Source organism: Pseudanabaena minima str. Chao 2107, assembly GCF_051131155.1.
GTDB lineage: Bacteria > Cyanobacteriota > Cyanobacteriia > Pseudanabaenales > Pseudanabaenaceae > Pseudanabaena > Pseudanabaena minima.
Genome location: NZ_CP159508.1, coordinates 3,270,052 through 3,295,427 on the forward strand (window position 1 = coordinate 3,270,052; position 25,376 = coordinate 3,295,427).

At 43.1% G+C, this 25,376-nt stretch carries 22 protein-coding genes; 10 read left to right on the plus strand and 12 right to left on the minus strand.

Annotation, left to right across the window (positions count from 1 at the left end; translation table 11 throughout):
* Positions 1 to 62: 62 nt before the first annotated feature.
* From ABM313_RS14915 to ABM313_RS14935, 5 genes are all read right to left on the minus strand, one after another.
* Positions 63 to 629 carry a DUF6887 family protein gene (locus ABM313_RS14915; protein WP_434683973.1) on the minus strand — a complete coding sequence of 189 codons (567 nt, stop codon included), beginning with the start codon at positions 627 to 629 and terminating at the stop codon, positions 63 to 65.
* Positions 630 to 631: 2 nt separating this feature from the next.
* Positions 632 to 805, minus strand: a complete 174-nt coding sequence (locus ABM313_RS14920; RefSeq protein ID WP_286392746.1) for a DUF6888 family protein — start codon at positions 803 to 805, stop codon at positions 632 to 634.
* A 6-nt stretch (positions 806 to 811) separates the two neighbouring features.
* A complete protein-coding gene (locus ABM313_RS14925) occupies positions 812 to 2,482 on the minus strand; it encodes a pentapeptide repeat-containing protein (RefSeq protein ID WP_434683974.1) in 1,671 nt (556 codons plus the stop codon).
* A gap of 142 nt (positions 2,483 to 2,624) precedes the next feature.
* Positions 2,625 to 2,966 (minus strand): DUF5615 family PIN-like protein, encoded by a 342-nt coding sequence (locus tag ABM313_RS14930; RefSeq protein ID WP_434683975.1) that lies wholly within the window; start codon positions 2,964 to 2,966, stop codon positions 2,625 to 2,627.
* A gap of 3 nt (positions 2,967 to 2,969) precedes the next feature.
* Positions 2,970 to 3,296, minus strand: coding sequence for a DUF433 domain-containing protein (locus ABM313_RS14935; RefSeq protein ID WP_434683976.1), 327 nt, complete (start codon positions 3,294 to 3,296; stop codon positions 2,970 to 2,972).
* A 342-nt stretch (positions 3,297 to 3,638) separates the two neighbouring features.
* Here ABM313_RS14935 and kdpA point away from each other — a divergent pair, with 342 nt between their 5' ends.
* From kdpA to ABM313_RS14960, 5 genes are all read left to right on the plus strand, one after another.
* Positions 3,639 to 5,333, plus strand: a complete 1,695-nt coding sequence (gene kdpA, locus ABM313_RS14940; protein ID WP_434683977.1) for a potassium-transporting ATPase subunit KdpA — start codon at positions 3,639 to 3,641, stop codon at positions 5,331 to 5,333.
* Positions 5,334 to 5,555: 222 nt separating this feature from the next.
* Positions 5,556 to 7,568 carry a potassium-transporting ATPase subunit KdpB gene (gene kdpB, locus ABM313_RS14945; RefSeq protein WP_434688487.1) on the plus strand — a complete coding sequence of 671 codons (2,013 nt, stop codon included), beginning with the start codon at positions 5,556 to 5,558 and terminating at the stop codon, positions 7,566 to 7,568.
* 22 nt (positions 7,569 to 7,590) lie between these two features.
* Entirely contained in the window at positions 7,591 to 7,854 is a 264-nt protein-coding gene (locus ABM313_RS14950) for a potassium-transporting ATPase subunit F (protein ID WP_434683978.1), read from the plus strand.
* A 26-nt stretch (positions 7,855 to 7,880) separates the two neighbouring features.
* Positions 7,881 to 8,471, plus strand: coding sequence for a K(+)-transporting ATPase subunit C (gene kdpC / locus ABM313_RS14955; protein WP_434683979.1), 591 nt, complete (start codon positions 7,881 to 7,883; stop codon positions 8,469 to 8,471).
* Positions 8,468 to 9,580 (plus strand): universal stress protein, encoded by a 1,113-nt coding sequence (locus tag ABM313_RS14960; RefSeq protein WP_434683980.1) that lies wholly within the window; start codon positions 8,468 to 8,470, stop codon positions 9,578 to 9,580. The genes kdpC and ABM313_RS14960 overlap by 4 nt, the downstream gene beginning before the upstream one ends.
* Before the next feature lie 246 nt (positions 9,581 to 9,826).
* Here ABM313_RS14960 and ABM313_RS14965 read toward each other — a convergent pair whose 3' ends face one another.
* The 4 genes from ABM313_RS14965 to ABM313_RS14980 all read right to left on the minus strand — a co-directional run bounded on the left by ABM313_RS14965 (position 9,827) and on the right by ABM313_RS14980 (position 15,665).
* The gene (locus tag ABM313_RS14965; RefSeq protein ID WP_434683981.1) at positions 9,827 to 11,077 is read right to left on the minus strand and encodes a PQQ-dependent sugar dehydrogenase; all 1,251 of its coding nucleotides are present in this window, start codon (positions 11,075 to 11,077) and stop codon (positions 9,827 to 9,829) included.
* Complete coding sequence (locus ABM313_RS14970) at positions 11,074 to 12,642, minus strand: mucoidy inhibitor MuiA family protein (RefSeq protein WP_434683982.1); 1,569 nt, start codon at positions 12,640 to 12,642, stop codon at positions 11,074 to 11,076. The genes ABM313_RS14965 and ABM313_RS14970 overlap by 4 nt, the downstream gene beginning before the upstream one ends.
* Before the next feature lie 3 nt (positions 12,643 to 12,645).
* Positions 12,646 to 14,964: a DUF4139 domain-containing protein gene (locus ABM313_RS14975; RefSeq protein ID WP_434683983.1), complete on the minus strand. Its 2,319-nt coding sequence runs from the start codon at positions 14,962 to 14,964 to the stop codon at positions 12,646 to 12,648.
* Between the two features lie 326 nt (positions 14,965 to 15,290).
* Positions 15,291 to 15,665 (minus strand): IS110 family transposase, encoded by a 375-nt coding sequence (locus tag ABM313_RS14980; protein WP_434683984.1) that lies wholly within the window; start codon positions 15,663 to 15,665, stop codon positions 15,291 to 15,293.
* 405 nt (positions 15,666 to 16,070) lie between these two features.
* Here ABM313_RS14980 and ABM313_RS14985 point away from each other — a divergent pair, with 405 nt between their 5' ends.
* Both ABM313_RS14985 and hisG read left to right on the plus strand, forming a co-directional pair.
* The gene (locus ABM313_RS14985; RefSeq protein WP_434683985.1) at positions 16,071 to 18,860 is read left to right on the plus strand and encodes a CHAT domain-containing protein; all 2,790 of its coding nucleotides are present in this window, start codon (positions 16,071 to 16,073) and stop codon (positions 18,858 to 18,860) included.
* Positions 18,861 to 19,323: 463 nt separating this feature from the next.
* The gene (gene hisG / locus ABM313_RS14990) at positions 19,324 to 19,956 is read left to right on the plus strand and encodes an ATP phosphoribosyltransferase (protein WP_434688489.1); all 633 of its coding nucleotides are present in this window, start codon (positions 19,324 to 19,326) and stop codon (positions 19,954 to 19,956) included.
* A 463-nt stretch (positions 19,957 to 20,419) separates the two neighbouring features.
* Here the strand turns inward: hisG and ABM313_RS14995 are convergent, their stop codons facing one another.
* Both ABM313_RS14995 and ABM313_RS15000 read right to left on the minus strand, forming a co-directional pair.
* A complete protein-coding gene (locus tag ABM313_RS14995; RefSeq protein WP_434683804.1) occupies positions 20,420 to 20,989 on the minus strand; it encodes an IS630 family transposase in 570 nt (189 codons plus the stop codon).
* Positions 20,990 to 21,013: 24 nt separating this feature from the next.
* Positions 21,014 to 21,493 carry a helix-turn-helix domain-containing protein gene (locus ABM313_RS15000; RefSeq protein ID WP_434683986.1) on the minus strand — a complete coding sequence of 160 codons (480 nt, stop codon included), beginning with the start codon at positions 21,491 to 21,493 and terminating at the stop codon, positions 21,014 to 21,016.
* 57 nt (positions 21,494 to 21,550) lie between these two features.
* On the opposite strand from ABM313_RS15000, the gene ABM313_RS15005 reads away from it, so the two are divergent.
* Complete coding sequence (locus ABM313_RS15005; RefSeq protein ID WP_434688491.1) at positions 21,551 to 22,408, plus strand: IS110 family transposase; 858 nt, start codon at positions 21,551 to 21,553, stop codon at positions 22,406 to 22,408.
* Positions 22,409 to 22,571: 163 nt separating this feature from the next.
* On the opposite strand, the gene ABM313_RS15010 is transcribed toward ABM313_RS15005, so the two are convergent.
* On the minus strand, positions 22,572 to 22,916 hold the full coding sequence (locus tag ABM313_RS15010; RefSeq protein WP_434683987.1) for a hypothetical protein: 345 nt from the start codon (positions 22,914 to 22,916) through the stop codon (positions 22,572 to 22,574).
* Positions 22,917 to 22,953: 37 nt separating this feature from the next.
* Here ABM313_RS15010 and ABM313_RS15015 point away from each other — a divergent pair, with 37 nt between their 5' ends.
* Together ABM313_RS15015 and ABM313_RS15020 are read left to right on the plus strand one after the other, a co-directional pair.
* The gene (locus ABM313_RS15015; RefSeq protein ID WP_434683988.1) at positions 22,954 to 24,243 is read left to right on the plus strand and encodes a tetratricopeptide repeat protein; all 1,290 of its coding nucleotides are present in this window, start codon (positions 22,954 to 22,956) and stop codon (positions 24,241 to 24,243) included.
* 258 nt (positions 24,244 to 24,501) lie between these two features.
* Positions 24,502 to 25,332 carry an AAA family ATPase gene (locus ABM313_RS15020; protein WP_434683989.1) on the plus strand — a complete coding sequence of 277 codons (831 nt, stop codon included), beginning with the start codon at positions 24,502 to 24,504 and terminating at the stop codon, positions 25,330 to 25,332.
* Positions 25,333 to 25,376 lie beyond the last annotated feature (44 nt).

Consider the following 25,376-nt stretch of genomic DNA (forward strand, 5'->3'; position numbering starts at 1 on the left):
AATTGATTAAATAGCGATCGCCTATTAATTCCCACAACCAGCGATCGCTATAATCCCAATATCTATTTTTGCGGTTCTGCTTCTAGCCAACCTTTGACAGTTTCAAGTGGAATGCTGACAAAGGGATTATTTGTAAGAACTTTTACTGTCTCAATACCACCAGATTTGATTGCACTTAGCAAACGATCTTTAAGGGTTGGATCTTCTTTAACTTTGCGTCTAAGTTCCATCTTAGCGACTGTTTGTTTCTCTTCTGGTGAGCCTTCAGGGTAATCTTGAGCGAGTTGTGTCAAAAGTGCTTGTATTTCCATTGCGGCACTTGCTAGACCTTGTTGCTGGGCGTTAATGACTTGGTTGCCTGCAACATGACCAGCGACACCATAGACATTGCCGTGAAAGTTTTGGCTAACCATATTTGTGGATTCTTGCTGTTTGCGTTGTTTATTTTGTTCAATGAAAGTAGCAAATTTTTGGGGATCGGCAATTACTTCATCATTGATTGGGGTTTTGACGGCTTCTTGCTGAACTTTGTCCATGTAGGTGTGAAAAGCTTGCTCATCATCACGGTGAGCTAACATATATTCCCGTAGTTCGGTACGAGTCATTTGTTTGTAATCAGGCTGGATCATCTCTATATCTCCACTATTTCGCCGTTACTACCAATCAATACTTCTGTTTCTTCGCCTGCGAGAATGTAAATAGCATTATATCGCGAATCAAATCTGACGAGATAAATAGGCAAATACATACTTGATAGGCTTTGACAAACTAAAAAGCATTTTTTTAACTGCGCTTCTGAAAGCAAGTTATGTCACTCCTCATTTTCATTATAATTACCCTGAATATTATCAGGTTTAAGTGGATAAATTTTTTGATCGCCTTGCAAGTTACCTGCCACTCCATAAACAGGAGCATGAAAAGCTTGACTAGGTTGTTGCAAGGCAGTTTGCAATAGGTTCAACAAGTTAGTATTTTCTCTGCGATATCCTTCAATTTGAGTGTCTTTTACCTTGAGCAAAGTCTCAATTTCCTTTTTGTCTGCATCAGGCGGGACATTGACACGAATAACAAAATAACCATCCCACTTATCTTCTATCGAATAAATAGATAATTCGTCGCCAGTTTCAGATTTTAGCTTCAAAAAAGCCTGTAGAAAGGCTTGCCAGTCAATGCCATTCGTAAAAATCAGATCGACTGTATTTTGAGCTTTTTGAATAAATCTCTCAAATTCTCCTACTTTAAAATTTATTGCAGGATCATGCGGTAATCGATCTGAAGGCAAAAATTCACCATCGTCATCCCATCCAGATTTATTGTAAACAAAGTTGCAAAGTATATTTTGCAACTTTGTCTTTGTATTGATATTCCAATCTTCAATACAAACTCCAGTTAAATTAGCTTCGGAAAAATTTGCATCAATTCCACGCATTGCAGCAAGGCAAGCATCTGTTAAATCTGCATTAAAAAAGTTACAGTCGATTGCATTGGCTGCATAAAAAAACGATTTTTGAAGATTTGCTTGCTGAAAGTTTGCAAATGTAATATTAGCCCCATTGAAAACTGAGGATCTAAGATTAGCCTGATAAAAACTAGCTCTTAAGCAGTCAGAATACCCAAATAAAGATGATTCTAGGTTAGCTTCTCGGAAGTCTGTTTGATAACATTTAGATTGATATAGATTTGCTCGTCTCATATTCGCTTTAAAAAAGCACGAGTAACTAAGATCAGCTTTGTTTAGATTGACTCCTTCACAATCTGATTTATTAAGATTCGTATAATTGAGGTTTGCATATTCTAAATCTGAATCTTTTAGAATTGCTTTTGTTAAGTTAGCATTAGACAAGTTAACCCTTATAAGTTTTGCATTACTTAAGTTTGTAGATTCAAAATTGATATTGCTCAAATCCATCCCACTTAAGTCAGATTTACTAAGATCGCAATTCATTAGGCAATAACTTTTTAAGTTAAAACTACGGAGATCTAATTCAATTAAATTTGCACCACTAAGGTCGATTTCTTCAAGATTAAACTCTTTAAATATTGCTTCAATAATATTTGCTTTTTCAAATCTAGCTCCTTTAAAAATAACGCCGCTACTAAATGAAAAATTAGTCATATTTGAATTACTTAAATTAGCATGACTTAGATTTGTATTACCCAAAACAAAATTTTTATAAGAACCAATATGAGCATAAGCTTGTGCAAATCCAGCAGGCTTATGTGGTATGAAAACAGACCGAATGAAATTAGTTTTTTGAAATATAGCTCCAGATAAGTTCACGAAGAAGAATGTAGCTTTGGTTAAATTGGCTCCACTAAGATTTGCATAACTCATATCACCGTTAAAAGTAGAATCACTCAAATCTACCCCATTAAGATCTGCATAGCTCAAATCAGGTTTGATATCAGGATTTTTGACTATCCATTTGTTCCAAACATCTGAACCTTGCCAGAAAATATCTAAATGTTCTTGATTAGCCATAATAAATTTTTAGAAATATCTTTTAAAGATTTAAGTTTTAATTAATCGTAGCTGTAATTTGGTATGAAGCGATCGCCACACTATAAACTTCTCAACAAGCAATCGACAATTTTACCCATGAAATGATTAGGCGATCGCTAATTTAGACAGAGGGACGAACCACCCGAATTAACTTTCTCTGTAACGATCCCTCTGCTATTACTGCTTCATTAACCCGTGCCGCAAACTGTTCCCAATTACGATTATTCGTACAAACCACAATCCCGAAATGCTCATCATCACGACGATGTAGACGAATAAAGTCAATTCTATTGATAGTCAAAATAGAGCGCTCTTGACCTACAGCAAACGCTAACACTTGCTCGTCAGGTATTCGTTGATTAGCCTTTCCCGCTTCTTGCACTGTCAAAACATCATGACCAAAATTTCGCAGCAATTCCACAACCTGAAAGGGAAACTGCTCATCCGCGTAAAAACGAGCCATCTCCTAAGCAGCCTCATTCTGCTCGATCAGCAAATCCATCTCATCCGCATGTGCTGCCGCATATACCCAAGCGTTTGCTAAATCTGTAGCCGTAATCGTTGGATAGCTCGTTAACAAATCAACATCGCTATATCCAAGACGGCGAGCCTCTACCAGTACCCAAACAGGAATTCTTGTATTCGCAATGCAAGCATGACCACCGCAAACTCTAGGCGTTTTCTCAATTCCCTGCCAATTGCTACCCAGACTTTGAGCAAGTAACTGGATCACCTGCACCTTTTCACTAGGTCTGAGTGCAAGAAGTTGCTGTTCTAACTCTTTGATGATCACAGATGTAAATCCTCATAACGCTTTAGCAAACTATATTTACCATTTTATATCCTATCTAACAGCCAATGAGTGGAAACTTTCTAATTAAAGACAAATAGGCTAGAAGAGATAATGATCAACTGTTACTTTGATCATGAGATGTATAGAAGATCGCTAGCTAAACACCATCTAAACGCTATCTAAACAGCACAATCTTGAATGTGTTTAAAACCTATACTTAAGTAAGCACAAGGATTCTAAACAAAAAGATATACCTTGTCAGAGTAGAGAAATAGGTTGATGATTTGACTATCACAGCAATTGCTTGATACTTCATCGACGCAAAAGGAAGCAGAAATTTCCATGCTACAAGGATGGATTCAGATAGGAATAACGCTGGTGCTGATTGTGGCGATCGCTCCGATTTTTGGGCGCTACATCGCAAGGGTGTTCTTAGGACAAAAGACTTTACTGGATAGAGCTTTGAACCCACTGGAGAGTTTGATATTTACTCTCAGTGGAGTTAATTCTCAAACCCAAATGACAGGTTGGCAATATGCCCGTTCGATTTTGTATAGCAATTTGGTAATGGCGATTATGCTATTTCTGATGCTAATGTTTCAGGGATTGTTGCCGCTTAACCCAACGGGCATGAGCGCTCCAAGCTGGGATATGGCTCTACATACGACGATTTCGTTTATTACTAATACCAATCAACAACATTATTCTGGGGAAACAGCCCTCAGTTACTTTACCCAGATGCTGGGTTTGGGATTTCTATTTTTCACCTCAGCCGCAACAGGTATCGCCGTGGCGATCGCCTTTATTCGGGGTTTAACTGGGCGATCACTTGGCAATTTCTATAAAGATCTCACGCAGGCGATTACCAGAATCCTCTTACCAATTAGCATTATTGGGGCAATCATATTTATCGCCGCAGGTGTACCCGAAACCTTATCAGCGCCTGTAATTGTCCCGACTTTAGAAGATGGAAATATCAGTCAGGCGATCGCGATCGGTCCTGTAGCTCATTTCGAGATCATTAAGCAACTTGGCGAAAATGGTGGCGGTTTTTTTAGTTCTAATTCAGCTCACCCATTTGAGAATCCCAATAACTTCACGAATCTAATTCAGATTTTGACGATGATTTCCATACCCACAGCGCTAATTTTTACCTATGGAGAAATTGCCAATAGCCGTAAGCAAGCATGGCTAGTTTTTGGCATGGTGTTCATTCTCTATGTTGCTTTTATTGTTGTGGTAGGCGTTGGAGAGTATCAGGGCAACCCCCTTGTAAATACATTGCTTGGCTCAGCAAGTCCCAATCTAGAAGGGAAAGAAGTTCGCTTTGGATGGGCGCAGTCAGCTTTATTTGCAGTAACGACAACGGGAACAATGACAGGCGCAGTCAACTCGATGCATGATTCTCTAATGCCAAGTGGTGGCTTTATCACTCTATCGAATATGTTCCTACAAATCATTTGGGGCGGACAGGGAACAGGTACTGCTTACCTATTTGCCTATTCAATTTTGGCTGTATTTGTGACAGGCTTAATGGTGGGGCGAACTCCCGAATTTCTGGGACGCAAGATTGAGAAGAATGAAGTGGTTTTGACAAGTTTTTTGATTTTGTTAATCCATCCGATTTTTATTCTCATTCCCAGTGCGATCGCCTTAGCGTTTCCCGATCAGTTAGCAGGTATTAGCAACTCAGGATTTCATGGGCTCTCGCAGGTAGTTTATGAATACGCTTCGGCAGCCGCAAATAATGGTTCTGGTTTTGAAGGATTAGCTGACAATACGCTCTGGTGGAATCTCAGCACTTCCGTTAGTTTGTTAGGTGGGCGTTATATTCCTTTAGTTGCTCTATTGCTGTTAGCCGATGGCATATCGCGTAAGCAACCTGTGGCGATGACAACAGGAACATTGCGTACTGATACTGTTCTTTTTACGAGCGTTACCGCAGGCGTGATTTTGATTATGGGTGCATTGACTTTCTTTCCTGTATTGGCTCTCGGCTCTGTTGCTGAAGCTTTTTTGATTGCTAGAGGTGGATAGCCCTCATCCCCCAAACCCTTCTCCCTTTTTGGGAGAAGGGGAGTAAGAGATTTTTCTTGTTCCCCTCTCCCTTTTTGGGAGAGGGGCTAGGGGTGAGGGTCTTAGAAGATCCTAGTCAATTCATATTCCAAATGTTTTCCCCTAAAATCTATGAACAATTCTTCATTAAAATCGATGCCTAGCGGCACTCGCGACTCGCGTAAACATACGCCCAAAGCCTCAATGGTGGGACTTTATCAACGTGCTGTTCGTGATGCTTTCCGTAAACTTAATCCCAAGATTGCGGTGCGAAATCCTGTCATGTTTATGGTTTGGGTCGGTACGATTGTGACTTTGCTAGTTACGATCGATCCCAATCTCTTTGGAACAGTTAAAGGCGACCCCAATCAGGAACGGATTCTCAACGGCTCAATTACGATAATTCTTTTCTTTACGGTAGTATTTGCCAGCTTTGCTGAAGCGATCGCAGAGGGACGTGGTAAAGCTCAAGCCGACTCATTACGCACAACGCGATCGGACACGATCGCTCGTAAAATGCTGCCCGATGGAACAATTCAGCCAACTAGTTCTACGGAATTGCGGCGTGGTGACTTAATCAAAGTAGCGATCGGGGAAATGATTCCTGCCGATGGCGAGGTGATTGGGGGGCTAGCCTCAGTCGATGAGTCCGCGATCACAGGCGAATCGGCTCCCGTTCTCAAACAAGCAGGGACAGATATTTCTAGTTCGGTTACAGGTGGTACTCGCGTGGTCTCCGATGAACTGACAATTAGGATTTCGGCTGACCCCGGACAGGGATTTATCGATCGCATGATTGCTCTAGTGGAAGGAGCCGAGCGCTCTAAAACACCGAATGAAATTGCTTTGACGGTGCTGCTGACGGTGCTAACACAGGTATTCTTAATTGTTGTCGCCACGATTACGCCGATCGCCAACTATGTGAATACCCCCACCACGATCGCAATTTTAGTTTCTCTATTGGTTGCCCTAATTCCTACCACGATTGGCGGATTGCTCAGCGCGATCGGTATTGCAGGCATGGATCGCGTCGCCCAGTTTAATGTGATCGCCACATCAGGACGCGCCGTTGAAGCTTGCGGCGATATCAATACTTTGGTACTCGATAAAACAGGCACAATTACTCTAGGTAATCGCTTAGCCGATGAATTTATTCCTGTCAATGGGCATTCGATGAAAGAAGTTGCCACGGTTGCCCTTACAGCTAGTGTCTTTGATGAAACTCCAGAAGGACGCTCAATTGTCCAACTAGCTGAACAATTAGGAGCGATCGCCAATTTTGATCGCACCCAAGCCAAAGGAATCGATTTCTCCGCTCGTACTCGCATGAGTGGCACTGATTTACCCAATCAGATCGAAGTTCGCAAGGGAGCCGTGGATGCAATTCGTGGATTTGTGCGATCGCGATCTGGAAATGTTCCTGAAGAATTTGAAGCAGCCTATGAGAAAGTCTCAAGACTGGGCGGCACACCTTTGGGAATCTGTCAGGGCGGTGACCTCTATGGTGTGATCTATCTCAAAGATATCGTCAAATCAGGACTGCGCGAACGTTTCGATCAACTGCGTCGGATGGGTGTACGCACCATTATGCTCACAGGAGACAATCAGATTACGGCTTCGGTGATTGCCGAAGAAGCGGGAGTTGATGATTTCATCGCTGAAGCCACACCCGAAGACAAGATCGAAGTAATTCGTCGTGAACAGTCTCAAGGTAAATTAGTCGCCATGACAGGCGATGGTACAAATGACGCACCAGCCTTAGCCCAAGCTAACGTTGGAGTTGCGATGAATTCAGGCACACAAGCCGCTAAGGAAGCCGCAAATATGGTGGATTTGGACAGCGATCCGACCAAGTTAATTGATCTTGTAGCGATCGGCAAACAATTACTGATTACACGCGGCGCATTGACCACCTTCTCGATCGCCAATGACATCGCCAAATACTTCGCCATCATCCCCACCATCTTCGCCACCGCAGGGATTGGCACTTTAAATGTAATGGGTCTAAAAAGTCCCCAATCCGCAATTCTCTCGGCTCTAATTTACAATGCCCTAATTATTCCTGCCTTAATTCCCCTTGCACTCAAAGGCGTAAAATTCCGACCTCTTACTGCGGATCAACTTCTCCAACGCAATATCCTAATTTATGGTCTAGGTGGTGTAATCGCTCCATTTATTGCCATCAAATTCATTGATATTCTCCTGCCAATTGCCTAATACAAAAAATTTCTTCACAACTATGAAAAAAACTACTTCTCACATTTCTCCAAGCTTCCCCATAGCCGACCTTAGCGATCTCTGGCAACACTCTCTTAAACAGAAATATCCTATCTATCTGTTTCTAGCGATCTGCTTTAATCTCATCATTGCTCCTGCGGTCTATGCCGCCAATGCCGAAAGCTTCACTAAATTCCAAGCCTATGCTCTAGGACTTCTAGGAATTGTCACCTTTGCCTTCTCAATTTATCTATTTGTCGTCATGTTTCAGCCTGAGAAGTTTTAAATTAATTCCCAATTACCAATCCCCATATGAACGAAATCATCAAAGCCATTCGCGCCACCCTAGTTCTCTGGATACTCGTTGCTGTAATCTATCCTTTGGGAATGTTGGCGATCGCCCAGTTGCCATTCCTCTCATATCAAGCCAATGGTAGCCTCATCCGCAATGCTCAAGGTCAAGTTATCGGTTCGACTCTAATCGGACAACCCTTTACTAGCGATCGCTATTTCCACAGCCGCCCCAGTACTACCAACTACAGCACCGCCGATCCGAAATCAGATACAGCAAATATTCTCAAAACAGGTGTTTCTGGTGCAAGCAATCTCTCGCCAAGCAATCCTGACTTGCTCAAGAGAATTAAAACGGATATATCTAAACTACAACAATCGGGAATCTCACCAACTGCTGATTTGGTCTATACTTCTGGCTCTAGTCTTGACCCACACATCACTCCTGAGTCTGCAAAGGCGCAAATTAACAGAATTGCTCAAGTCCGTAAAGTTGAACCGAGCCAACTCGAAAAGCTGATTGAGCAAAATAGCGATCGGCGGTTTCTCGGTATCTTTGGCGAAGATGGCGTGAATGTCTTGAAATTAAATTTAGCTTTAGATAGTTTATGATTAAAGCCCATCGGCGCGGTAAGCATAAAATCTTTATCGGCATGAGTCCTGGGGTCGGTAAAACCTATCGGATGCTGGAGGAAGGGCATCGCCTACGCTCTGAAGGCATTGATGTCGTCATTGGCTTACTAGAAACCCATAATCGCGAGGAAACTGCGGCAAAAGCAATAGGACTAGAACTAATTCCACGCCAACAGATTAGCTGGGAATCCGTAACACTTACAGAAATGGATACGGAGGCAATCCTCAAGCGACAACCCCAATTAGCGCTAGTAGATGAATTAGCTCATACTAATGTCCCCAATGCCGATCGCGAAAAGCGTTATCAGGATGTAGAAGTTCTGCTTGAAGCAGGAATTGATGTCTATTCCACTGTAAATATTCAACATATCGAGAGCTTAAATGACACGGTGGCAAAGATTACAGGTGTGATCGTGCGTGAGCGGATTCCCGATCACATTCTCGAAAAAGCTGATGAAGTGGTAGTAGTTGACGTTACGCCTGAAACTCTTCAGGAACGTTTACGAGATGGCAAAATCTATGCTCCTGACAAAATCGATCAATCATTGAACAATTTCTTTCAGCGTCGTCATTTGATTGCTCTACGAGAACTTGCCCTGCGGGAAATAGCAGATAACATCGAAGATGCTCTAGAATCCCATGATCAGTCAGGCTTCAGCACAAACCTCATTTGTAATATTCACGAGCGGGTGTTAGTTTGTGTGTCTACCTATCCCAATTCACTCCAATTACTCCGCCGAGGGGCAAGAATTGCGGGATATATGCACGCCCAACTTTATGTTTTATTCGTTGATGATCCCGATCGCTTTTTAACCAAAGCTGAAAGCTTACATATCGAGACTTGTGAACGTTTATGTAAAGAGTTTGGCGGTACTTTTATTCGTGTGCGCGATAGCAATGCTTTAAAAGCGATCGTGGAAACCGCTCAAAGCTATCGGATTACCCAAATTGTGATGGGTGAAAGCCAAAAGTCACGCTGGCAGATCCTGTTTAAAGGATCGCTTACGCAAAGGATTTTGCGAATACTCAAAAATGTAGATATTCATATTATCTCTACTAGCAAGGTAGATGATAGCGATCGCGATTAATAACTGATGTTACGTGGATGGAATTCCTACAATCATCTAAGTCTAGGGCTGGCACGGGGGCGCAGCCCCTACAAAATCAAATTATTGGAGTAGGGGCAATCCCCCCGTGGTTGCCCTGTCATGCTTGCAGAAAGAGATTCATCATCTGAGTTCCACGTAACATCAGTAATAATAATGTGCTTCGCAAAGAGATACATATCATTACTAGCAGTCATGGGATGTGGCACTCCGTGCCACATCCCATGACTACACTGGTTCTAGTCGGATGAGTTGCCCCGCTTGTTCGTCAGTGAGAATATAAATAAATCCATCTTTCCCCTGTCGCACATCACGCACCCTTTGACCGATGGGCATCTTTTCTTGAACTACCGCTTGATTACCTTCTATTTGAATGCGAATAACTTCTTTAGATACCAAACCTCCTGCAAATAGATTACCTTTCCAATTAGGAAAGCGATCGCCACGATATAACAGCAACCCAGATGGTGCGATCGCAGGAGTCCAGACTAATTTGGGATCGACCATATCAGGACGAGATGTTTCGTCAGAAATCTTACCACCAATGTATTCTTGGCTAAAGCTCACCACTGGCCAACCATAGTTTTTACCTGCTTCGATGAGATTTAATTCATCGCCACCCCTTGCACCATGTTCCGTTGACCATACCTGCTGCGATCGCGGATCAGCAAATAGCCCTTGAATATTGCGATGTCCATAGCTCCAAATTGCAGGATTAGCATTAGCGGTTTTCACAAAGGGATTATCTGGTGGAATGGAGCCATCATCCTTGAGCCGTAAAACTTTGCCAAGGTGACTATCTAATTTTTGGGCTTGTTTCCGAATCAATTCACCATTCAGTTGTAAAGGTGGATTGCCACCATCACCGATCGCAATTAGCATCGTTTCATCGGGTAGCCAAACGATGCGCGAACCAAAATGCTGATTTCCCGACTTTGAAGGCTTGACCTCAAAAATTACTTGTGGTTCAACCAGAGCTTTGCCATCAAATTTTGCCCTCAAAATACTGGTGTGATTAGCTTGGAAATTTCCAGAGGAATAGGTGAGGTAAACCAAGCTATTTTCCGCAAAGCGTGGATGTAGTGAGATATCCATCAAGCCTGCTTGTCCAGATACAAATAGATTGGGGATATTGGCGATCTCAACTTGCTGTAGTGATCCATTTCGCAGGATTTGGACTCGACCAACTCGCTCAGTAATCAGCACAGCACCATCGGGTAACCAAGCCATTCCCCAAGGTCTTTCTAAATTTTGGACTACCGTCACTTTTTTGAACCCATTCTGAGTAGCTTCTTTACTCTTTGCGGTATTTGTGGCGATCGCGGAAGTTGTCGGTTGAGCAGATGGTGTTGGTGTTGGTGTTGGATTGAGGTTAAGTTCTGGAATAGCACAACTTCCTATGGTTAGCGCGATCACCCCAAATACAAATCCAAACGACGGATAGCTTAAAGTCTTCATTACTTTGATCTGATAACTCATAAACCCTCTACATCAGGAGCAGCAGCAATTTTATAAACTAGGTTAACTTTGGATTGAGAATAGGGGGAGATATGTAAGTCCCAATTACAAAAGCCATTGACATCAGGTTGAAGGCGATCGCTCGTTTCATCCTGAACCACCTCAATTTTAACTTTTTCTAATTCGGAAACAGGAACACGCTCAGTCATCATGATTTTTCTGGCTTCATCACCAATATTCGAGAGAAAAATGCTAACGGTATTGGTAATCGTATTCCATTGAGTGAGATGATTTTTCTCACGTTTTTGTGATTGAATACGCTGGACACGCATATTTGCATCAGTCCCCCAACCAAGGGCAAATTTTTCTTGGGGAGCGATAAAAGATACAGTTGTTCGCCCGACATATTCAGTAGACCGTACTAGATCGACAGGACCAGCCAGAATTGGTAAGGTCGCATTATTTGTTTGTTCACTTTTGAGAACGACTTGCAGAGCGATCTCTGGCATCAGCACATACTCAATCTTGGCTGAGGATTGGAACTGAAATAATGGCACACGATAGGGATTGCCATTGGAGGGAATATTTGCTTTTTGAGGAGCGCGAATTGTTCGCACTTCACCACCATCATCTACCCCTGGTAGATCGATCGCCTCTGGTCTTGTTGCTACACCTAGCCCCGTAGTTTTCACCGTTTGATCGCGCATTTCTACAGCAATCTTCTTTCCTTTCTCGCGAATATTCAGCCAATCATCGGTGAGTAAAGGTGGCTCAGTGCCAAGAGAAGCACGGGCTGTGGAGAAAACTAAATCAACATTTAACCATTCTTCGCCTGTGTTTTGCCAAACACAACCATCGGTACGGAAAGTTAATTGGGAATTCTCTCCCATTTGCAATTGGGCTTGATGATAGGGTCGCCAGAAGGCATTAGGAACCACATAATCAAAGGCTAGTTCGTACTCGCCCGTTTCCGCGATCGCCAAATCAGCCTCAATGTGAGCTATAAACATCTGATCTGGTCTAGTTTCAGCTTGGATACGGCTTACGAGTCGCTCGATCGCTGACTTTAATTTTGCCTGTGCATGGTAAGTATGGAGAATTTCGCTACGAGATTCCCGCATTTTTTGAAATAGTGGCTGTAATTGCGATCGCCATGCCATCGGATCAACCTGTCCCCAAGCCGCGTCAATGGGCAGTTCTTGCAAAGCCTTGCCCAAAATTATGCCAATTTGGTGGAACTGTTCTTCCAGTTGTTGGCGATCTTCAGTGAGGACATTGTATTGCTCAAATTGCGATCGCCATTCGGTCTTTAACTCCTCGATTAAACCTGAGCGATCGGATTCCTTAATTAACATGCGTCGGCGCACACGTACATCATTTACTCGCGCACCAGATTGGCGACCTCTAAATTCCGCCCGTAGCGACTTATCAGAGAGAATCGGAGTCACCCGATCAATATGCACTCGCCATAGTCCTGCGGCTAAAGTTACCTTGGCTATCCGTTGAACTTGAGCGCGATCTTCGAGCAGGGTCACGGTAGTCACAGGAGCATTTAGATCTAGGGTCTGAATTTCAGTTGATATCATGGGCTATTCCTCTCTCCGATTACCGTTAACTAGCTCATTGTCCACAAAGGTTTTGATCGTATAGTCGGCGGTTAATTCCGTTTCACCACCTGCGGGAACGTTGACATGCCAACGATAGCCGCCTTTGATGATGGCATTACGTTCTTGCTGTTCGTACTTTTCCCATGCTGGTGAAACCTGCGTAACGGTCACATCAACTTTTACATCCGCTTGGGGAACAGGGACACGTTCGCGTACTTCGATACGGGCATCTCGTCCTAGTCGATTGGCGATCGCGATATGAATACTGTGACGCAGTTCGTTAAAGGCAACCAGACTCATACCCGATCGCACTTCTTTAAAGGAGGTATTTCGCGCCACTTTAATCGATTGCTCTACGCCTAAACCTAGTTCCATTTGTCCCTTGGGTGGCACGGTATTAATGCGCGTTGAGAGAATATATTCCCCATCCACATAGACATCGGTAGAACCTGATAGTAATGGTGATCGCAGCGGGTTGCGAAGTTGCGCGATCCGAAAAACATTGGTGTCTTCACGGGGAACAACAACATAACGCATATCAATTTCGGCATTCTCTTCAAGCAGAGCCACGGAATGAAATTGCCCATCCGACGGAATATCAATGCGTCCAGTCCCAAGATAGGCAAAGTCAAAAGCACCTGCCATTTGACGCACATTCGTTCCACCCGCAGGTAAGGGAATGTTAGAACAAGCAGCTAACTGTAAGGCTTTTCGCAAAACCATCGTCAGATCAAAGTTAATCGTTATCTGCGATCGCTTCAGGGATTCTAAATAGAGTGTCTGTACATCAGGCAAACTGAGTTTGCCACGCTGTGAGGTATTACTAGGATCAGCCAATCGCATCAGTCCATAGTTCGTAATCTCTTGAACAGTATCAAAGATGGATTCTCGCATTACTGCCCCTTGTCGATCCAAAAGCGTAGAACTTTGTGCAGAAGCAGGAGCCCTTGCCTTCCTCATAGCTGCTTGAGGAGCTTTAGCTTCACTCATCATAACGCTTTCTTCCATTCTTTCTGGAGCAGGAGCTGGTGCACTGCTGCAAACTCTAGATTGCATCCTAAATTTCAGATCTTCCAACTCTGCATCAACTTCTGATGACATAGCACCAAAATATTGGTTCTGTTCGTCAAACGAGATGGCTTCACTTGCTAACTCAACCGAGTTGACTCCCCGACCCAGCAGATTTTGACTAAGCTCTGAACCAGAATCTATTTTTAAATATTCAAGATTCTGGTTCAGAATCGATCGGGTTACTGCTGATAATGGCTCTAGTGATGGTATTTGAAAATTTTGCGAAATTGAAGTAGTACTAATGGCGCTATCGGCGATCTGTCTCTGAAGATCATAATCTTCAAACAGAACCTCTGATCCCTTGGGTGGATTGCGCCAAGCTTTTTTAGATGCGAAAGTCTGCGATCGCCCTAATCGCAAAGAAGGCAACTCTGGCAACTCACACCAACCCATCGGCGTAGCTGTCGAAAGCTCGATCTGCACACCCGACCAGTCTTCACCAGTACGCTGACAAATCAAGGCTCTCAAGGCGATCGCGGCAGTATTGTTGGCACTATTGAGCCGACAGACATAGGTGGGTATCCATTTTGCTCCTTGGACAAAATATTCCACAATCAGTTGTAGATTATCGGGTACTGGCAAAGATGCTGCTTGGCGATCGCGAATTTGCAAACGCGCCACGATGGTTTTACGCAATTCGTTTTCTTTGGCGACATTGGCATTAGAGGCAAGGTTTTGTTGTTGCTGGAGATCGGCTAATTGTTCGGTTGCCTTTCGCAGTTGACTTTCAAGTTCTCGATGCTCTTTAATGCGTAATTGTTTCTGCTCATCCTTGAAATTGGCTAGGGCGATTCTTGCGCCTGTTGGTGAGGTTGGTGGCGCTTTGCCTTGTTCACCAATCGGGCGATCGGGGACATGCAGCACATTCAAAGCCGACATTTCTAGGACTATTACATTCATCAAATCATTCAGGCGATCAACCTCAGCTTTGGCGGACTGGATGGATGCTTCTAAATCTGATATAGGAACTTCCACAGGTGGCGGGACATGTAACCCAACCCGCACATCTGTAACTATTATGTTGCTGTCTGTCTCTGTGCCGTTGTCTACCCTTACCCTGATACTTCCATCATCTAGAGCCAGTGGTAGTCCAACGATTTCCACTTCAACATTTTCATCGTTTTCATTTTGCCATGCGATCGCTGATAGACTTGCTAACCGCTTCACAGTGGAGCCTTCGGCATAGACTTTAACTTTATCGATTTTGGAGGCAAGCTGAGCGATCGACATAAATTTATGCGTTATCCAAATCTTGTCTTGGTTTTATTAAATTCATTATATACTCCTAAAAATCAAAGTCTGTAAATGCACAAATAGCCTAGTATTTGCGGGTTGAGATGGTGATGGGTTTAGAATAAGATCCCATTTAAGAATTACACAATCCTTAACACCTCGTTTAAATTTATTAGGTGTCTAGCCCCCTAAATCCCCCAATGCTAGAGGACTTAAATGTGACTCCCCCCAGAATTGGGGGGGCTAGAGGGGCAAAAAGCACAGAGCACATAGGATTTATAGAAATGTAGGGGCATAGCATTCCCACAGAAATTTATGAATTTTCAGATCACCTTAATTTGGGAATGCTTTGTACAAAATCTGGCAATAACTTTGGCATCAGCACGGTCTGTTTTTGTGCGACTTAATTCACTTTTACCAAAGGCTTTGGGAAGTGATGGATTAACAATACTTACTTTGCCTGCTTCTACTAAGAATCTAGCTAACCCATTGCCGTAAGTGCTGGTGGCTTCCATACAGCTATGTAAATTTGTGACACCTTGAGTATTTAGCCATGCTTGTAATTCAGAAAATCCTTCAGGATTGTTGGCAAATACTTTGCTCTTGATTTTGGCGTTGCCTTGGATAAGTGCAACATCAAATTTGGCTTTGCTGATATCTATTCCTAAAACATCACATACTTCATTGCTATTGTTCATAGTGTTTTCCTTGTCTCTTGCTAGAGTTTCGAGTAAAGCAATTAGTGGTGTTTAACTATCCTTGTGAATGCAGGTTTACCTGTTGGGCGACCTCTGATACTGTCCTGTCTTTACTGTTTCCACTGTTGAAGCAGAGACGACTCTGTCTACAGTTCGAGCTTGGTGTCCCTAGGGGTTTAACGAGTTTATCTCTGCTTTTGCTTGTTGGAGTTTAGTAAAGATTTTATCCTTTACTTTTCTTCCTAGATACAAGGGGTTTAGCATTTGCGCCGCAATATTCAATCTCCTCACAAGAAATCTCAATCCGCAAATGCTAAACCCTCTTCGCTCTCACCGATAAATTGGGGCTGCGTTGTGAGGTTTGGGCGTAGCAATACCGTTCGACGATCTCGATGATATGCGTAGATGGTGGCGGTAATGCTTTGCCCCTACGGAGAATTGGTGGATTTTAGTTATGTTTTTTGTAACGATCGCCTGTTTTGGAGAATATCGCTTTATGCTGTCTGGTGTGATACTGCGGGTTTGGATGTAAATGTGAGGATGTGGGCGATGAATAAGGCGATCGGTATCGTGATGTTGACTTTTTTGTCTTGTTTGCCGATGTCCACCATTATCAATAACAGTGTTCAAGCACAACCAGCGCCAGATTCCCAAGCAGAAGCAACTCGACTATTAAGGCAAGGAAATCAGTTATATCAAGCTAGTCTTTATCGAGAAGCTATTCAAACATGGCAACTAGCTTTAGGAATCTATCGCACAATCAAAGATCGTAAAGGCGAAGCAACTATACTCAATAATTTAGGTACTGCCTACGAAAACTTTGGACAATATCAGAAAGCCATTGATTTCTATCAACAATCTCTCACGATCACAACCCAAATCAGCGATCGCAAAGGGGAGGCAATGGCACTCAGTAATTTAGGTGGCGCATACGATAGTCTCGGACAGTACCAGAAAGCGATAGAACTCTATCAGCAAGCCCTAGCGATCCAAAAACAAATTGGTCATCACTATGGAGAAGCAACATCACTCAATAATTTGGGATTAGCTTATAACAATATTGGGCAGTACCAGAAAGCAATTGAATTTTATCAGCAAGCCTTAGCAACTCAAAAGAAAATCGACGATCGCGAAGGGGAATCAATATCACTCAATAATTTAGGATTTGCTTCCGACAATCTTGGACAGTATCAAAAGGCTATTGCTTTTTATCAACAAGCCTTAGCAATCAAAAAGCAAATTGGCGATCGCAATGGTGAGGCAAGATCACTCAATAATTTGGGCGCTATATACAAAAATCTTGGGCAATACCAGAAAGCAATAGACTTCTATCAGCAATCCTTAGCGATCAAAAAGCAAATTGGCGATCGCGATGGTGAAGCAACGTCACTCAATAATATGGGACTTGTATATGACTATCTGGGACAGTACCAGAAGGCGATTGATTTTTATCAGCAGTCCGTAGCGATCGCTAAGCAAATCGGTGAGAGCAGTATTGAAGCAAGATCACTCAATAATTTGGGTGCGGTCTATGACAGGCTTGGACAATATCAAAAGGCTATTGACTTCTATGGACAAGCTTTAGAAATGCAGGAGAAAATCGGCGATCGCCAAGGCGAGGCTAGGTCACTCAATAATTTGGGTGTTGCCTACAAAAATCTTAGACAGTATTCAAGAGCAATTGATTTACATCAGCAGTCCTTGGCAATCAAAAAGCAAATTGGCGATCGCCAAGGTGAGGCAACATCACTCAATAATTTAGGGTTCGATTTTAATCAACTTGGCCAGACTGAAATCTCGATTCTCTTTTATAAGCAAGCTGTTAATGTATTTGAGTCTATTCGCCAAAGTCTCAAGGGACTTAGAGAAGAAGAACAGCAGTCTTTTACCAATACCATTACAAATAGCTATCGCAACCTTGCGGATCTCCTTCTCAAGCAAGGACGGATCATGGAAGCCCTGCAAGTTCTCGATCTCCTCAAAGTCCAAGAACTCGAAGACTATTTCAAAAATATCAAGGGCAGTGACAGATCGGCGCAAGGTGTCCGACTTTTAGAAGCAGAGAAAGCGATTAGCGATAAGCTGTTAGCGGTTAGCTTTGAGAATAGTCCTGAAATTAACAGCCAACTTGCTAAGCAGATTCAACGACTTCGCAAATCTGAAATCAATAAAGTTCCCGACTATCTCAACCAAATCCCAAATGGAACCGTATTACTCTATCCATTCATCCTAGGCGATCGCCTCGAGATCATCCTCTTCTCGCCCAATACCATCCCCATCAGCCGCACTGTCAAAATCTCGCAAGAAGAACTAGAAACCCTAGTGATTGATTTTAGAGCTGCACTCCTTGATGCTGGCTCTGAAGATGTCAAAGAAACTGCGGCTCAACTCTACAAATTGCTAATTAAACCCATCGAAGCCGAAATCATCCAAGCCAAAGCCACAACGATCCTTTATGCACCCGATGGACAACTGCGATATATTCCCATCGCCGCCCTCTATGACGGTAACCAATGGCTAGCAGAGAAATACCGTATTAGTAACCTCATTGCCTATAGCCTCTTTGACTTTTCACCAAAGCTAAATACTCAACCCAACATCCTAGCAGGAGCATTTGGTGGGAAATATGGTGAACTCAAATTTGGACAAAACGCTTTACCTGCAACAATAACAGAAGTTCAAGCGATCGCAAATTCCTTTGATAACTCAGTTACTTTAATTGAGGATCAATTTAGCCGCCAAGCGATCGAAGCAAAATCCAAAAATCATAATATTCTGCATCTCGCCACCCATGCCGAATTTAACATAGGCGTTCCAGAAAACTCCTTCATCATTTTCGGCAATGGTGACAAAATCCGTCTCAATGAAATCACCGATTGGCAAATTCCGAATATCGATTTGATCGTGCTAAGTGCTTGTCAAACTGGAGTTGGTAAGCTTGGTGATGGGGTGGAAATCTTAGGCTTTGGCTATCAAGTTCAGAAAGCAGGTGCAAAAAATGCGATCGCTTCCTTCTGGAAAGTCGATGATGCAGGAACACAGGCTTTAATAGAAGCATTTTATGGTGAACTGCAAACAGGTAATGTTCCTATTGCTGAGGCATTACGCAAAGCACAAGTCTCTCTAATCAAATCGTCAAATTACAATCATCCTTTCTATTGGTCAGCATTTTTTGCGATCGGCAATGGTTTATAAAGTAAGTAGCTGGGCTTAATTAAAATCTAAAACCAGAGGTTGTTCCGCCCGCTACGCGGGCGGAACAACCTTTTTGGTTTTTAGTTTACTTATGCCTAGCTACTTAACGTGAGTTCGATATAGCTATTTGCGTCGAACTGACGTTAAAGTAAAAAGTGCTGCCATGTTTAGAGTATTGGAACGGTTTCTTCTTGTTGGTTCTCGAATATGGTTAACACTCTTCCCCAACAGACGACTAGCGAAGCTGTGGTGTTAGTCCTTGGGGCTATGGCTAGGAACTTGGGAAGGGACAAGTGGTCTTGACTTAACTTTGACGGTTACCCAGATTTTTGATTGGCACAATTTTTAAGCCTGAAGCGCTCATATCAATTAGCGATCGCTAGCCCCAAGTAATAATTGCGACGCAAAGCGTCGCGACTCTATAGCTATAGAATTAACTATGACCAACGCTTTAAAACATTCCATGTTCACCTTCGCACTGCCCAAAGGCTCACTATTAAAAGACTCGATCCGCTTACTCCAAGGCGTGGGACTTGACTTTAGCGTTTTTCTTGATCCTGCAAACCGTCAACTACAAATTTTAGATCCCACAGGAACCGCCAGAGCCTTGCTGGTCAGAGCGCAGGATGTGCCTGTATATGTAGAATATGGACAAGCCCAAGCGGGCATCGTCGGCGAAGATGTTTTGCGTGAAAAAAAGCCAAAAGTTGCCAAATTACTAGACTTAGGATTTGGTGGTTGTCGGATGTCGATCGCTGTTTCAGGAGAGAGCCGCTACCGATCGCCCTTAGATCTCCCACCCCACAGCCGCATTGCCTCTAAATATGTCGGATGCGCCCAGACCTACTTTGACAGCATTGATTTACCTGTCGAGATTATTCCCCTGTATGGCTCCGTTGAGCTGGGACCAATTACAGGTATGGCTGAAGCGATCGTTGATTTAGTCTCAACAGGCAAAACTCTCAAAGATAACGGACTGATTGAAATTGAAGTTTTATATCAAAGCACAGCCCGATTGATTGCCCATCCGCTTAGCTATCGCCTCTATAGCGATCGTTTTAGCAAACTGATGAGCCAAATTCAAGTTCCTACCTAACTGATGTTACGTGGATAGAATTCTACGATCATCTAAGTCTAGGGCTGGCACGGGGGCGCAGCCCCTTGTATCTAGGAAGAAAGTTAAAGGATAAAATCTTTACTACAATCCAAACAAGCAAAAGCAGAGATAAACTCGAGCAGCCCCTAGGGACACCAAGCCCGTAATGTAGATAGAGTCGTCTCTGCCCTAACAGTGGAAACAGTAAAGACTGGACAGTATCAGAGGTCGCCCCATGGGTAAACCTGCATTCACAAGGATAGTTAAACTCCACTAATTGCTTTACTCGAAACTCTAGCAAGAAGCAAGGAAAACACTATGAACAATAGCAATAAAGTATGTGATGTTTTAGGAATAGACATTAGCAAAGCCAAATTTGATGTTGCACTCATCCAAGGCAACGCCAAAATCAAGAGCAAAGTATTTGCCAACAATCCTGAAGGATTTGCTGAATTATACCAAATCACAAAAGAGAGGCAACAGATAGAGCATCCAGTATGGAATCTCTACCGACAAGAGAAGCAATTACAGATTTAGTCATTTCGGAGAGACGATTCTTGACCAAAAGCCGCAACTCATCCATATTTTTGGGTAAAGAAAATCTCAACCCTTGCTTCAAATGTAGCCAAACCCGCTCAATTGGGTTTAATTCTGGAGAATGAGCAGGCTGAAATATCAAAATGATATTGTGAGGTAATCGTAAACGCTTAGCCCGATGACAACCAGCCTGATCAACTTGCAAGATAATTATGCTGTCTGCAAATTTCTCTGATACAAGGTCTAGAAATATTTGAAAACAGTCAGTGTTGAGATGACTAAATTCATAGAAAAAGCTTTCTCCCGTCGCAGGTTCGACGATGCCGTATAACCATGTAGCCTGAAACTGCCACTGGACTTTTGCCTTGGGTTTGACCCCACGAGCCGTTATTTTACGACCACTGATGGTTTTCAAACCAATCCTTGTTTCGTCTTGACAAAAGAATCGGACTTTTCCCGTTAATCCCAACACGGTCACGGCATACCATGCCACCATGGCTAGGTTATCCGAGAGTTTTTTTTATATATCCTCGCGTTGCCCTTGGTTTTGACTGGCGCTATAGGGACGGGCTACCTTTGGTTTTGCCTTCATTCGGTAATGCACCAAGTCATGCACATTTTTATAGGTACTTTCGATTCCTAGTTTTTCCTGTAGCCATTGTCGTATCTCTCCGTAGCTATTAAATCCTTTTTCCTGTTGCAGTTGTTTGTCCAGTGCTTTTTGCGCCCAATCTGGGATTTTGGGTATTCTGCCTACTCTTGGTTTATGGCTTAGTATTCCTGCTATTCCTCCCTCTCGATATCCTCTGATCCACTCTTGCACTGTGCTACGGTTTCTCCCGATTAGTTGAGCGGCGGCTTGCACTGTGCCAGCTTGCTTGCTTTTCAGTAAGTACAATACTTGCACTCGTTCTTTATCTGAGCCTGTTTTCTGCCGCCCTAGCATCTCTTTTAGCTCTTCTTCGCTTTCACTTATTTCTAATCTATATACCCCTGCCATTTTGTTATCCTCTTTCTCCTTTTTCTCTTATATCATCTGTTGCCTCTTCTTTGTGTTTTGGTATTACAAGCATGGCTAAACACTCAAGGTGTCACCAATTTACATAGCTGTATGGAAGCCACCAGTACATACGGCAATGCCTTAGCTAGATTCTTAGTAGGATTAGGTTACAAAGTAAGTATCGTTAATCCATCACGCCCCAAAGCCTTTGGCAAGAGTGAGTTAAGTCGCACAAAAACAGACCGTGCTGATGCCAAAGTTATTGCTAGATTTTGTGCTGCTTTAAAACCTGCACCATGGACACCACCTGCATTAGAAATTGAGCAACTCCAAGCATTGGTGCATCGTTTAGATAGCTTAACTGCTATGCAGCAGCAAGAGCAGAATCGTCTTGCTACGGCTGACCAAATTTTGGTTGAAGCAATTATTGCTCACATTGATTTTCTCAAAGAGCAAATTGAGATGACCAAAAAATTGATTCGTCAGCACTTTGATCAACATCCCCATTTGAAATCTCAACGGGATTTGTTGACTTCCATTCCTGGTATTGCTGATTTGACTGCAACTGTATTACTCGCAGAAATTCGGGATATTTCGGCTTTTGATACTGCTGATCAATTAGCTGCTTTTGCGGGTTTAACTCCCCGTGAGTTCTCTTCTGGGTCTTCGGTTCATGGAAAACCACGTTTATCGAAAATTGGTAATTCTCGTTTGCGTAAAGCTTTGTTTATGCCTGCGATTGTGGCTCGTCGTTATAATTCGCCGATTGCTGCTTTCTGCGATCGCCTTACGGCTAAGGGTAAGTCCAAAATGTCGGTCATTGGCGCTGTCATGCACAAGCTATTGCGACAGGTCTTTGGCGTTCTCAAGTCTCAGCGTTCTTTCGATCCTAATTTTGTTCAAATTCCCTCTTGACTTTTTGGTACTCAAGACAGTATCTACAAAATCTAAATTATTGGGGTAGGGGCAATCCCCCCCGTGGTTGCCCTGTCGTGCTAGCAGCAAGAAATTCATCATCTGAGTTCCACGTAACATCAGTACCTAAGCAAAAAAGAAGCGTTTCACGCTTCTTTTTTGCTTAATCGGATAATTTTTGCCATGCCGATCTCGCTGCTTTTTGAATACGGCTGACAGTTTTAGAGACTTTTTTCTCTATTTTCTTCTCGACATTTTCTAAAGCCTCATTCACCGACTCCACCGCCCAGCTATCAAACTCCTCAAGGCGATCTCGTACCGAGTCAACCTGTTTGTCAACATTTTTATGGGCTTTTTTTAAATTTTTTTCATACTGCTGTTGAGCGACATCAACAACCGTATGTAGGGTTTTCTCAATCTGATGCTTGATATCTTTTGGTCTTTCTTTCGGTCTTTTGGACATTGGATTAACTCCGCGAGTAATGCACTGCAAAAGTATGAGTTTCATTTATCATATCGCTATAGCTTGAGTAGCAAGTACAGCCATGACACAAGATTTTAATGAAGATTTTTATCAGCAGGGGTTGGCAAAGGCAAAATCAGGCGATCGCTATGGCGCTATACAAGCCTTTAGCTGCGCGATTGCGGCTAATCTTCACTTAGCAGAAGCCTACTACCAGCGTGGTTTAGCTCTCTTTGATTTGGGCGATCGCCAAGGTGCGATCGCTGACTATGACCAAGCGATCCAGCTAAATCCTGAGGCAATTGATGTATACATTGCTCGCAGCATTACCCGTATAGCGATCACAGATATTAGTAGTGCTCAAGCTGACATTGCCCAAGCTCTAGTACTTAACCCCAAATCAGCGATCTCCCATCAATTACTGGGCTTGACCTATAAGCAACAAAATCAAATCGAAAAGGCGATTGCTACTTACAAAAAAGCTGCTAGCTTGTTTTTAGAACTTCGTGATGAAGAAAATTGTCGTCGTTGTATCGAGAGCTATAAACCGCTAGAAGCTTTATTACCGCCATCAACAGAAGATTTGTTGGTAAATGTACAGCAAAAAATTGACAAGAGTGACTATACAAATGCCCTGATCGATCTCAATTGGCTTTTACAAATTGAGCCCAAAAATGTGAAAGCTTTCTGCTTGCGGGGCTTAGTTTTTGGGAAATTAGGCGATCCTCAAAGTGGGCTCAAAGATCTTAATCAAGCACTATTTCTAGAACCTCAAAACCCAGAAGTTCGCATTGGTCGGGGCAAAATTCGCGTGGAAATTGGTGATGCTCAGGGGGCGATCGCTGATTTTAATGAGTTACTCCGCGAATATCCCAGCAATAGTGAAATCTATAGCCATCGCGCTAAAGCCCACCTCAAACTTAAAGACTATCGTACTGCAATTGAAGATTTTTCGCGATCGCTAGCTCTCAATCATCAAAGCCCTCAACTCTATTGCGATCGCGCCGAGGCAAGATATGACTTTGGCGATCTCAAGGGGGCGATCGATGATTACCAACAGGCAGCAAATATTTGGTTTAACCGCTCACTTATGGATCGCTATCAGTACGCCCTCACGCGCATCAATCTCTGGCAATCGGAACTCGAAAAACAAACCCAAGAGCAGAAGCGTCAACTTGCTAGTGCTGCGGCTACTGTAGATCTGATGCAAATGCCAAGTTTAGAATTACAACAACGGTTACTTGGTTTAGTTGGCGGGAATATGGCGATCGCGCAGCGTCTGATCGATATAGCAAAGCAGGAAAAACCAAACATGCCTGAAGTTTGGTATTGGCAAAAAGTAATTTTCGATCTGGAAAGCGATCAGCAATAAAAAAGGTTGCATTGCAACCTTTCTCTCTATAAAGCCCTCAACGGGATTTGAACCCGTGACCTTTCCCTTACCAAGGGAAAATTTATCAATCTGAGATTCAATACTGAATATACTTTTGCTTGTATTTTGCATTTAGAGGACTTAATCAGGACTCAAAATCAAAGATTGTCCTAACGAGAATAATAAAAATATTGTGGCTTTGTTTAGTCTAGGAAAAAGGTCTAGATTGCTAAAAATTACAATTCTGACTACTAAAGCATGGACAACTTCAGACAGAATGAAATCAATCAAGCGATCGCTAGCCTAGAAAGTAAGCAATCGCTTTTGATAATCGGTGAAGAGGGATCGGGCAAATCTGCGATCGCTGAGGCAGTCGAGACTGTCTTTAGTTCTAGGGGTTGGAATGTAGCGATCGCAGATTACGAAAGCAGTTCAAAAGACACCCTTCTAGAAATATGTGACCAGTTAGGCTGTGACACGGTAGACAATAGCGGTGCGAAGCCTAAACCCTACAGCGCTGCACAGCTTCGGATGGAAATCAAAACTGCTCTATCAACTAACAATACTTTGTTGATATGCGATAACGCCAACCATTATCCAGTTGCCATGCAGAGATGGTTAAAAAATTGCTTGGCGGATCGGGCGTTGTTACTAATGCTTGCAACTAAACCTCCTGCTGGGGGGATTTTTTTTAAAATGCCACGCATATGTATACGAGCGCTCGAAAGTTCTCAAATTAGAGAAATCATGTTGGAGGAAGCAACAGAGATTGGGCTAAAGTTACCAGCTTCAGAGCTTGCGTTACTGGAACAACGATGTGGGGGGAACCCATTTCTGGCTAGGCGCGTTGTACGCGAGCATTCTCTCAATTTGGCACAAGACCAAGAAGGAGATCGCGTCGATTACATCGACGGCACACCGTTTTTAATTGCCACTCTAAGCATGGTGGGTGTGGTGCGGTTGATTGGCTTAGGACTAGGGAACAGGTCACTGTATATCATTGGTGGGATTTTTACGATTTCAGCCATTACCTTGCGGATATTGGTAACGAGGGCAAATTCTCGGAGCAAAACGAGGCTTGAATCGTAACGGCTCTTGATTAGTCGGAAAACCCTTGACTATGCTTGAGAATC